Origin of the sequence: Citrobacter sp. (genome assembly GCF_050252275.1) — a bacterium.
In the GTDB taxonomy this organism is placed as follows: Bacteria; Pseudomonadota; Gammaproteobacteria; order Enterobacterales; family Enterobacteriaceae; genus Citrobacter_A; species Citrobacter_A amalonaticus.
Genome location: NZ_JBFWLF010000156.1, coordinates 1 through 10609, shown reverse-complemented (window position 1 = coordinate 10609; position 10609 = coordinate 1). Strand labels below are relative to the sequence as shown.

Here is a 10609-nt window from a genome sequence, read left to right as displayed (position 1 = left end):
TGCTGCTATGGCTGGAATGGGGACCTCAGCGCGGACATCGTTGGGTCTGGCTGCCAATCCTTCTTCCGGCGCTGCCGCTGGTGGTGGGCCAATACGCGCTGGCGTTGCATCTTGAACTGGACGGTCAGTTTGCCACGCTTATCTGGGGACATCTGTTGTGGGTGGTACCGTGGATGTTGTTTGTCCTGAAACCGGCCTGGCAACGCATCGATCCTCGTCTGCTGCTGATTGCCCGGACGCTGGGCTGGTCACCGATGAAAATCTTTTGCTGCGTAAAATGTCCGCAGATTTTGCGTCCTGTACTCGTGACGCTGGCCGTCGGTTTCTCCGTCAGCATCGCACAGTATATGCCGACCCTGTGGCTGGGCGCAGGCCGTTTCCCGACGCTGACGACGGAAGCGGTGGCCCTCAGCAGCGGCGGCAGTACCGGTATTCTGGCCGCGCAGGCGCTCTGGCAATTGCTGTTACCGCTGGTCGTGTTTACGCTAATGGCCGGACTCTCGTTATGGGTCGGCCACCGCCGACAAGGATTGCGCTAATGCTCACCGTTCGCCATCTTTCCCTGTTTCTCCACCAGACCCCGCTGTTTGGCCCGTTAACCTTCGAAGTGGCAAAAGGTGACATTGTCACATTAATGGGTCCCTCCGGCTGCGGCAAGTCTTCGCTGCTGGCCTGGATGGTGGGTGCGCTGACGCCACCGCTGCATGTCCGCGGTGAACTGTGGCTGGGTGAGCAGCGTCTGGATACGCTCCCCACCGCCCGTCGGCAGATCGGTATTTTATTTCAGGATGCCCTGCTGTTTGATCACTTTACGGTGGGACAAAACCTGCTATTAGCGCTTCCTGCCAGTCTGAAAGGCACAGCGCGGCAGGATGCGGTTCAGCACGCGCTTGACCGTGCGGGCATGGCGGGATTGTCTTCTCGCGATCCCGCCACGCTATCCGGTGGTCAGCGCGCACGGGTTGCGCTGCTTCGCGCCCTGCTGGCGCAGCCTAAAGCGTTGCTGCTGGATGAGCCGTTCAGCCGTCTTGATGCTGATCGTCGGGCAGACTTTCGTCAGTGGGTCTTTGATGAAGTGCGTCGGCTGGACATTCCCGTTGTTCAGGTCACCCATGACGCGCAGGATATTCCGCCGGGCGGTCACGTTTTGCCGTTATCTTCCGCCTTGTGAAACTGCTTACATACTGCGTTAACGCAAAGTTTTTCCGCTACCGCGAGCACAGAATGGCGCCTCCTTATCTCAACGTCGGGCAATTCGATGAAACGTGTTTCTCAAATGACCGCGCTGGCTCTGGCTTTAGGGCTCGCTTGCGCTTCCACCTGGGCTGCTGATATGGCGCAGGTACTTAACTTCCAACAACTGGCGCAAAAACAGGGTACGGCTATCGATACCCGTCCCTCCGCGTTTTACAATGGCTGGCCGCAGTCACTAAACGGTCCGTCCGGACACGAACCTTCCGCCCTCAACCTCTCTGCCCGCTGGCTTGATACCATGAGCGACGAACAACTCGCGACCTGGATTCAACAGCATCAACTGAAGGCCGACGCCCCTGTCGCGCTGTACGGCAACGACAGCGACGTGCAGGCGGTGAAAAACCGGCTGAAAAAGGCAGGACTGCAACAGGTTGCCACGCTGAGCGACGCGTTGCAGGATCCGGCGCGTCTGCAACGACTGCCGCATTTCGAGCAACTGGTTTATCCGCAGTGGCTGCATGACCTGCAACAGGGTAAAGCGGTTACCGCGAAACCGGCCGGCGACTGGAAAGTGATAGAAGCCGCCTGGGGCGCGCCGAAGTTTTATCTGCTCAGCCATATTCCAGGCGCGGATTACATCGACACCAACGAGGTGGAAAGTGAACCGCTGTGGAACAAAGTGCCTGATGACACTCTTAAAGCGATGCTGGCGAAACACGGTATCCGTCATGACACGACGGTGATCCTGTACGGACGCGATGTTTACGCGGCCGCGCGGGTGGCGCAGATCATGCTGTATGCCGGAGTGAAAGACGTGCGTCTGCTCGATGGCGGCTGGCAGACCTGGTCCGACGCCGGGCTGCCGGTCGAGCGCGGCACGCCTGCGAAAGTTAAACCGGAGCCCGATTTTGGCGTGACCATTCCGGCGCAACCCCAGCTGATGCTTAATATGGAACAGGCGCGCGGACTGTTGCACCGTCAGGATGCGTCGCTGGTCAGTATTCGCTCCTGGCCAGAATTTATCGGCACCACCAGCGGCTACAGCTATATCAAGCCAAAAGGTGAAATTGCCGGGGCGCGCTGGGGACATGCCGGTAGCGACTCGACGCATATGGAAGATTTCCATAACCCGGACGGCACCATGCGCAGCGCAGATGACATCGCCAGCATGTGGAAGCAGTGGCACATTCTGCCGGATCAGCAGGTCGCCTTTTACTGTGGCACCGGCTGGCGCGCGTCAGAGACGTTTATGTACGCCCGGGCGATGGGCTGGAAAAACGTCTCGGTTTATGACGGCGGATGGTACGAATGGAGCAAAGACCCGAAAAACCCGGTCTCCGCAGGTGAGCGCGGCCCGGACAGCAGTCTGTAATGGATTGCCGGATGGCGGCGCTTGCGCGCCATCCGGCGTTCACTGTTGTAACCCCTTCAGCGTCAGATAACCACTCCAGACGCGGGTCAACGTCGTCATCCAGCACAGTGTGCCGAAGATCCACGCCAGCACGGCAAACTTCTCCGGGAAAAGACACGCCAGTACAAACACCAGGATCGTTTCCGTTCCCTCGGTCAATCCCCCCAGATAATAAAACGATTTATGCGCATAGCCGGGGTTGTCGATATTGTGCTTCGCGGCCAGCGCAGCAAAGGCGAGAAAACTGCTGCCGGTGCCGATAAACGCAAACAACAGCCAGCCCCCCGCCAGCGCATTCTGCTGTGGGTCGGCCAGAATGAAGCCGAACGGCACCAGCGCGTAAAACAGAAAATCAAGCGCAATATCAAGAAAGCCGCCCGCATCGGTAAGCCCCCGGCGTCGCGCCAGCGCGCCGTCAAGCCCGTCCAGCAGACGATTCAGGACAATCGCCACCAGCGCCGCCAGATACCAGCCCAGCGCCAGAAACGGCAACGCCAGTACGCCGAGGCCAAACCCAACCAGCGTCAGACCGTCCGGGGAAACCCCCGGCCTGTCGAGCACGCCTGCGCAACGGTGAAGCAGCGGTTTAAGCCGTGGATGCAGATGCCGGTCAAGCACGCGGCGCTCCTTTGAGACTGTCGCACAGTCCTTGCGAAGGAATATCCAGCGCGGCATTAAAACGCGCCGAGAGGTTCTGAAAAGCCAACAACGCGGTCATCTCGCTAATAACGTCATCGCTGAAATGCTGCTTCATTTGTGCTTTCAGGGCATCATCTACCCGCGGTGGCGTGGCGGTCACCGCGTCAGCATAAGCCAGCGCAACGCGCTCTTCTGGTGTAAAAAGCGACGATGCCTGCCAGTCCGCCACGGCCAGCACTTTGTCCATCGCGCCGCTACGCTCTGCCAGTCGCAGGCTGTTGGCATCCACGCAGAATGCGCAGTGGCAGACCTGCGACACGCGCGTCATCAATAATGCCCGCATCACCGGCGTCAGACGCGCACGTTTACGCTCAAGAAACCCGACAAACAGCGCCACCAGCCAGAACAAAAACGGCATCCGCCCCCACCAGCGCGTCGGATGTAATACCTCTCCGTAATGTTTTCTTTGCGTCATCACGAGAGGATTGAGACTGGCGGGGAGACGGGTCAACGGCGTTACCCACGGTTGCGGATCGTTCAAGGCAGACTCCTGGGACTTCAGGTCAATCAAAGATGACGATAGTATGTCACTTTCTGCTGTTGAACATTGACGAATATGATGAAAACTCTCGACGTTGTTGCCGCGATTATTGAACGTGATGGCAAAATTTTGCTCGCCCAGCGCCCGCCGCAGGCGGATCAGGCAGGTTTATGGGAATTTGCCGGGGGCAAAGTGGAAGCGGGCGAAACGCAGCCGCAGGCGCTGGTCCGCGAACTGCGCGAAGAGTTAGGCATTGAGGCCACGGTGGGGCGCTATATTGCCAGCCACCAGCGTGAGGTCTCCGGGCGGTTGATTCATCTGCATGCCTGGCATGTCCCGGCGTTCAGCGGAGAAATGATGGCGCATGAGCATCAGCAACTGGTGTGGTGCGAGCCGCACGTCGCGCTGGACTATTCGCTCGCCCCCGCTGATATTCCGCTACTTAACGCCTTTATGGTTTTACGCGACGCCAGACCAGCGGATTCGTACTGAGCGTTTTCTCGTCGCGCTGGCACTGCAACAGCACGCCATCGGCTTTAATTACCGCCCCTTCTGAATAACTCTGATCCTGATAAATGCAGCACTGATTACAGGGCTGCGCGCGCTGTCCACCGGAACTGAAGACCTCCGGCGGCACGTTCACCTGCACATCCGGGCGAAGGTTTTGGTTCGCCAGGCTGGATAAAGAGAGTGTCATCAACGCTGCCGCCATCGCGATAAAACGCATAGGGTTTCCTTACTATTTCGGGTCTGTTCTTAGTATAACGGTAACCCGCGCGGGAAACTTTACTCTCTTCTGTCATCGTTTTTCGTTATGACAGCCGTCTGGTTATTAATTTGTCTGGCACCGGCATTTTTTTCTTGCTATCCGTCACATTCCTGATGTTATAGTCAAAAACTGCAAACACATATCCACAAAAAACACAATTACAACCACATTTAAATATAAGAGGTTTTTATATCTATGGATCAGACATGCTCTCTGGAATCATTCCTCAACCATGTACAAAAGCGCGACCCGAATCAAACCGAGTTCGCGCAAGCCGTCCGTGAAGTTATGACCACCCTGTGGCCATTCATTGAGCAAAACCCGCGCTATCGTGAAATGTCGTTGCTGGAACGGTTGGTTGAGCCAGAGCGTGTGATTCAGTTCCGTGTCGTGTGGCTGGACGATCGTAATCAGGTCCAGGTTAACCGCGCCTGGCGCGTGCAGTTCAACTCGGCAATAGGCCCGTACAAAGGCGGGATGCGCTTCCACCCTTCCGTTAACCTGTCGATCCTGAAGTTTCTCGGCTTTGAGCAAACCTTTAAAAACGCACTGACCACCCTGCCGATGGGCGGTGGTAAAGGCGGTAGCGATTTTGATCCGAAAGGCAAAAGTGAAGGCGAAGTGATGCGTTTCTGTCAGGCGCTGATGACGGAACTGTACCGTCATTTGGGTCCGGATACTGACGTTCCTGCCGGTGATATCGGCGTGGGTGGCCGTGAAGTGGGCTTTATGGCCGGGATGATGCGTAAGCTCTCCAACAACAGCGCCTGCGTGTTTACCGGCAAAGGGCTCTCCTTCGGCGGCAGTCTGATCCGTCCGGAAGCAACCGGTTACGGTCTGGTCTACTTCACCGAAGCGATGCTCAAGCGTCATGGTCTGGGCTTTGAAGGGATGCGCGTAGCGGTTTCCGGTTCCGGTAACGTGGCGCAGTTTGCCATTGAAAAAGCGATGGAATTTGGCGCTCGCGTGGTGACGGCCTCCGACTCCAGCGGCACCGTCGTGGATGAAAGTGGCTTTACGAAAGAGAAACTGGCGCGTCTGTGCGAAATTAAAGCCAGCCGTGACGGTCGCGTGGCGGACTACGCTCGTGAGTTTGGCCTGACCTATCTGGAAGGCAAACAGCCGTGGTCAGTGCCGGTCGATATCGCACTGCCGTGTGCCACACAGAACGAGCTCGACGTCGAAGCGGCTCGCGTGCTGATTGCTAACGGCGTGAAAGCGGTGGCGGAAGGGGCAAACATGCCAACCACCATCGAAGCGACCGATCTGTTCCTCGAAGCCGGCGTGCTGTTTGCACCGGGCAAAGCGGCGAACGCCGGTGGCGTTGCCACCTCCGGCCTGGAAATGGCACAGAACGCGGCGCGTCTAAGCTGGAAGGCGGAGAAAGTGGATGCCCGTCTGCACCACATCATGCTGGATATTCACCATGCCTGCGTCGAGTACGGCGGTGAAAGCAAACAGACCAACTATGTCCGTGGGGCGAACATCTCTGCCTTCGTGAAGATTGCCGACGCCATGTTTGGTCAGGGTGTGATTTAAGTCCCCCCAAACCGAATTACAGGCCCGCCTCTGCTGATGGCGGGCTTTTTTTCGCCGCACGTTTACGAGGCGCGCTCTTATTCTTCTCTCCACCATCACCACCAGGCGCGACAATGCCACGGAAGCGACGCACCGGCGTACTGCGCGCCTGATCGATCAATTGATACAGCGTGCCCACCAGCGGCTGCATGAAATCCTGATAGCGGCACTGCTTTTCGCTGATTTGCGTCAGAATTGACTCCCAGTGGGCAGTCATGTCCGGACGGGTCGCCATCTCCGGCAGCGAGTGGAACAGCGCTTTCCCGGCATCGGTTGAGTGGATATAGCGCCCTTTTTTGACCAGAAAACCGCGCTTAAACAGCAGTTCGATGATCCCGGCGCGGGTGGCCTCGGTGCCCAGCCCGTCCGTTGCACGGAGGATCTTTTTCAGATCTTTATCCTGCACGAAGCGCGCAATCCCGGTCATCGCCGACAGCAGCGTGGCATCGGTAAAATGGCGTGGCGGCTGGGTCTGACGTTCAACCACTTCGCCCTTTTCACACAGCAGTTCATCGTCTTTCGCCACCACCGGCAGCGGCGTGCCGTCGTTCTCTTCATCCCGCTCTTTACTGCCCAGCAGCGTTCGCCAGCCCGCTTCGGCAAGGAATCGGGCCTTAGCGACGAATTTACCCTTCGCGATATCCAGTTCAATCACGCATTTACGGAATACCGCATCCGGGCAAAATTGCATCAGGTATTGACGGGCTACCAGGTTATACACCTTCGCTTCATTGTCCGTCAGAGTGATACTGTTGCTGCGCGCAGTAGGAATAATGGCGTGGTGAGCATCAACCTTTTTATCATCCCAGCAGCGATTACGGGTATCGGGATTTACCGCCGGTTGCGGCAGCAGATCCGGCGCATGCACGCCGATGGCGTTCATTACCGCATGCCGTCCAGCGAAGTGCTCTTCCGGCAGATAGCGACAGTCAGAACGCGGATAGGTAATCAGCTTGTGGGTTTCATACAGCTTCTGGCAGATGTCGAGCACGTTCTGCGCGCTCAGGCCAAAGCGTTTCGCCGCTTCAATCTGTAAAGCTGACAGCGAGAACGGCAACGGCGCAGATTCTGATTCCCGTTTATCGTTATAGCTGGTGACTATCGCCGGTTGGCCGTTGATGCGGTTGACCACATGCTCCGCCAGCGGACGGTGTAACAATCGTCCCTCTTCGTCCTGATACGGTTCGCACGCTTCGCTCGGCTGCCAGATCGCGGTGAAGCGTTCCTCCGCAGGGGTCACGATATGTGCTTTCACTTCAAAAAAATCTTTGGCAACGAAGTTTTCGATCTCTTCATCGCGTCGGACAACCAGCCCGAGTACCGGCGTTTGTACGCGCCCGACGGAGAGCACCCCCTGATAACCGGCGTTACGCCCGAGAATGGTATACGCACGGGTCATGTTGATGCCGTATAGCCAGTCCGCGCGGGCACGGGCCAGCGCCGACACGCATAACGGCACAAATTCGCTGTTTGAGCGCAGACGTTCAATCGCACGTTCAACGGCCTGTGGGTTGAGATCGTTAATCAGACAGCGCTGCACCTGCTGACGCTTTTCCGGCGCCAGTTGCAGGTAATCCAGCACCTCGTCCACCAGCAGTTGCCCCTCGCGATCCGGGTCTCCCGCATGGATTACCTCACTGGCCTCATGCAGAAAACGCTTAATCACGTTGAGCTGTTTGGTCACGGAAGGACGCGGCTGCAATTGCCACTTTTCCGGCACGATCGGCAGATCGGCAAGGTTCCAGCGCGCATAACGACTGTCATAGACATCAGGCTGCGCCTGTTCCAGCAGGTGACCAATACACCAGGTCACCACCTGGCCGTTACCGCATTCAATAAAGCCATCGCCCTTACGGTGCGGTTTAGGCAACACATCAGCAATGGCGCGCGCCAGACTCGGCTTTTCGGCAATAAACAACCGCATTGGGTTAACGGATCTCAACCATGGCGCGACCGCCACGGGCTTCAACCAGTTCACCGATCGCCGTCAGGTCAATGCCAAACTCGGCGGCGGTGGCTTTCACTTCTTCTTCGGCCTCTGGCGTTACCGCCAGCAGCAGACCGCCGGAGGTTTGCGGATCGCACAGCAGGGAGCGCACCGCCTGCGGCATTTCCCCCATCAGGTGGCCGTAGCTGGCAAAGTTACGCTCGGTGCCACCCGGCACAGCCCCCAGGTGGATGTACTCTTCGACGCCCGGCAGTTTAGGGATGTCCTGATAGCGGATCTGCGCCTGGACGCCTGCCCCCTGGCACATCTCGCTGAGGTGGCCCAGCAGACCAAAGCCGGTGACATCGGTCATCGCTTTCACGCCGTCAATGTTGGCAAATGACGCTCCGGCAATGTTCATGCGACACATGACTTCCGTCGCCAGCCCCTGATGTTCAGGTTTTAGCAGCGACTTTTTCTCTGCGGTAGTCAACACGCCAATGCCTAGCGGTTTGGTCAGGAACAGTTTGCAACCGGCCTCGGCGGTGCTGTTTTTCTTCACCCGCTCAGTGGGAACAATGCCGGTGACGGCCAGACCGAAGATCGGCTCCGGCGCGTCAATCGAGTGGCCGCCCGCCAGCGCAATGCCCGCCTGACGACAGGCAAAGCGTCCGCCTTCAGTCACCTCACGGGCGATTTCCGGCGACAGCTTGCTGATAGGCCAGCCCAGGATCGCGATCGCCATAATCGGTTTGCCGCCCATCGCGAAAATATCGCTGATGGCGTTGGTCGCCGCAATGCGGCCAAAATCAAACGGATTATCGACAATCGGCATAAAGAAGTCGGTGGTACTGATGACGCTGGTACCATTGCCCAGATCGTACACCGCCGCGTCGTCACGGGTTTCATTTCCCACAAGCAGGTTCGGGTCGACAAACTTCGCCTGCTCGCTGTGCAGGATGGTTTCCAGCACTTTCGGGGAAATTTTACAACCGCAACCCGCTCCGTGGCTGTACTGTGTTAAACGAATAGCATGCTCGCTCATGGACATCTCCTGTCATTGCAATCGGGCTATGGTAGCGCTCATTCCATGAAGTGGTAAGAGAGAGTGTCCGAATTCCGGCGTCTTTGCTCAGAATCTATGCAAAAAGGATGCTAAAGGTCGTGCTTTCGCACCCGGCAGGCTGTTTCCCTGCCAGTCATTACTTATGCGTCCGTTTAACGACTGACCGTTTCATCTGTACGTTTGCCTCACGTTTAATTCTTTCTTTGATCAGTAATTCTTTGATCGATAATCCCGTCGATGCACTGTCTTTAAAGTTGTGTCGCGTAATTTCCGTGCACAGAAACTCAATGATGAACAGTTGCGAGATGCGCGTCGCTATGGAATCGCCCTGATACGGTCCGGCGCTCCCGCAAGTCAGCAAATAACGATCGGCCATTTCAGTCAGTGGTGAATGGGGACGATGAGTAATCGCCAGACACTGCGCGCCAGCCTTTTTTGCAAGTGCAAAGGCATTGACGACCTCGGGTGTTTCTCCGGAATGCGAGAAAGCCACCACCAGATCCTGCGGCTTCAGATTCGCCAGTTTTAACGTCATAGTGAAACGATCCGTGTAGGCTTCTGAGTCGATACCCTGCCGGTTCATTTTGTCACGCGCCTCCATCGCGGCAAGCCCCGATGCGCCAAAGCCGACAAATAATACCCGGTTAGCCGTCAGAAGTTGTTGCACGACGGGATGCACCACCCGCATATCCAGTAAATCAATGGTTTCTTTCAGCGTGGTTTCCGCCGTCATCGCTATCTTCTGCGCAACATCTTTACGCGAATCATCCAGAAAGATATCCGGAGAAACCGGCAACGTCTGTTCGCTCTCTTCAAGGAGTTCCCGCTTCAGCGCGCTTTTGAGCTCCAGCAAGCCGGTGTAGCCGATTTTCTTACAAAAACGCACAATGGTGGCTTCACTCAGTTGTACTGCCTGCGCCAGTTTACTGACAGGCATCTGGGCGACCTGCGCGGGTTGCTGGAGAATGAACTGCGCAATCTGCCGATCGGTCTGTGTCAGTCCTCCCATGACATTACTGATATAGACCCGTACATTGTCCCGATTCACACTCATGATGACGTCCAGCCGTTTCGCGAAAATTATTGCCGTATTCTGGCAATCCCCTCTTCACTCGTCCACAGCAAAACAGACACGGGTTTCAAAAAGCTGACATTCTCCGGGTGCCAGCGACTGCATTCCCCGCTTGTTCGCCACCAGCCCCGAGAATCGGGGATCGTCTGTCGTACCGGCTAATGGCTCAATGCACAGCAGATCGCTTCCCGTTACGCCCCACAGCGCCAGCCACGGCTGTTGACCCGTTTCCAGCGTCAGCGCGATTCGGCCTTGTGGGGAACGCACAATCACTCGCTGCTGCTGACAGTTGCCAAAATAAACGGCTGGATGCAAAACAATCTTTGGCTAAGGGGAAACACCGCGTCTCAGGTGGATTTTCAGGGATGGCAAGCGTTCTGTCGCGAGTGTAAAACGGCCCGTGAGCCGGTTG

At 57.0% G+C, this 10609-nt stretch carries 12 protein-coding genes; 5 read left to right on the top strand and 7 right to left on the bottom strand.

The window, feature by feature from the left end:
- The 3 genes from AB7E14_RS14055 to AB7E14_RS14045 form a co-directional block, all read left to right on the top strand.
- Positions 1–539 (top strand): ABC transporter permease subunit (locus tag AB7E14_RS14055; protein ID WP_428169612.1); only part of this gene is annotated, 539 nt, incomplete at its 5' end.
- On the top strand, positions 539–1171 hold the full coding sequence (locus AB7E14_RS14050) for an ATP-binding cassette domain-containing protein (RefSeq protein ID WP_061070202.1): 633 nt from the start codon (positions 539–541) through the stop codon (positions 1169–1171). The genes AB7E14_RS14055 and AB7E14_RS14050, both read left to right, overlap by 1 nt.
- An 87-nt stretch (positions 1172–1258) precedes the next feature.
- Positions 1259–2566, top strand: a complete 1308-nt coding sequence (locus AB7E14_RS14045) for a rhodanese-like domain-containing protein (protein ID WP_044328123.1) — start codon at positions 1259–1261, stop codon at positions 2564–2566.
- A 39-nt stretch (positions 2567–2605) separates the two neighbouring features.
- Here the strand turns inward: AB7E14_RS14045 and AB7E14_RS14040 are convergent, their stop codons facing one another.
- Complete coding sequence (locus AB7E14_RS14040) at positions 2606–3223, bottom strand: CDP-alcohol phosphatidyltransferase family protein (RefSeq protein WP_316962243.1); 618 nt, start codon at positions 3221–3223, stop codon at positions 2606–2608.
- Complete coding sequence (locus AB7E14_RS14035) at positions 3216–3785, bottom strand: carboxymuconolactone decarboxylase family protein (protein WP_044254855.1); 570 nt, start codon at positions 3783–3785, stop codon at positions 3216–3218. Before AB7E14_RS14035 ends, AB7E14_RS14040 begins: the two co-directional genes overlap by 8 nt.
- Before the next feature lie 78 nt (positions 3786–3863).
- Between AB7E14_RS14035 and AB7E14_RS14030 the strand changes: the two genes are divergently transcribed.
- Positions 3864–4277 (top strand): pyrimidine (deoxy)nucleoside triphosphate diphosphatase, encoded by a 414-nt coding sequence (locus AB7E14_RS14030; RefSeq protein ID WP_044327844.1) that lies wholly within the window; start codon positions 3864–3866, stop codon positions 4275–4277.
- Here AB7E14_RS14030 and AB7E14_RS14025 read toward each other — a convergent pair.
- The gene (locus tag AB7E14_RS14025) at positions 4237–4497 is read right to left on the bottom strand and encodes a YnjH family protein (RefSeq protein WP_193762933.1); all 261 of its coding nucleotides are present in this window, start codon (positions 4495–4497) and stop codon (positions 4237–4239) included. The genes AB7E14_RS14030 and AB7E14_RS14025 overlap by 41 nt on opposite strands.
- 252 nt (positions 4498–4749) lie before the next feature.
- On the opposite strand from AB7E14_RS14025, the gene gdhA reads away from it, so the two are divergent.
- Entirely contained in the window at positions 4750–6093 is a 1344-nt protein-coding gene (gene gdhA / locus AB7E14_RS14020) for an NADP-specific glutamate dehydrogenase (protein WP_043000911.1), read from the top strand.
- 16 nt (positions 6094–6109) lie between these two features.
- On the opposite strand, the gene topB is transcribed toward gdhA, so the two are convergent.
- From topB to AB7E14_RS14000, 4 genes are all read right to left on the bottom strand, one after another.
- Positions 6110–8056: a DNA topoisomerase III gene (gene topB, locus AB7E14_RS14015; protein WP_316962315.1), complete on the bottom strand. Its 1947-nt coding sequence runs from the start codon at positions 8054–8056 to the stop codon at positions 6110–6112.
- A gap of 4 nt (positions 8057–8060) precedes the next feature.
- Positions 8061–9104, bottom strand: coding sequence for a selenide, water dikinase SelD (selD, locus tag AB7E14_RS14010; RefSeq protein ID WP_044265483.1), 1044 nt, complete (start codon positions 9102–9104; stop codon positions 8061–8063).
- A 157-nt stretch (positions 9105–9261) separates the two neighbouring features.
- Positions 9262–10179, bottom strand: a complete 918-nt coding sequence (locus AB7E14_RS14005) for a MurR/RpiR family transcriptional regulator (protein ID WP_044327841.1) — start codon at positions 10177–10179, stop codon at positions 9262–9264.
- A 54-nt stretch (positions 10180–10233) separates the two neighbouring features.
- A complete protein-coding gene (locus tag AB7E14_RS14000; RefSeq protein ID WP_428169611.1) occupies positions 10234–10464 on the bottom strand; it encodes a hypothetical protein in 231 nt (76 codons plus the stop codon).
- Between the last annotated feature and the right edge of the window lie 145 nt (positions 10465–10609).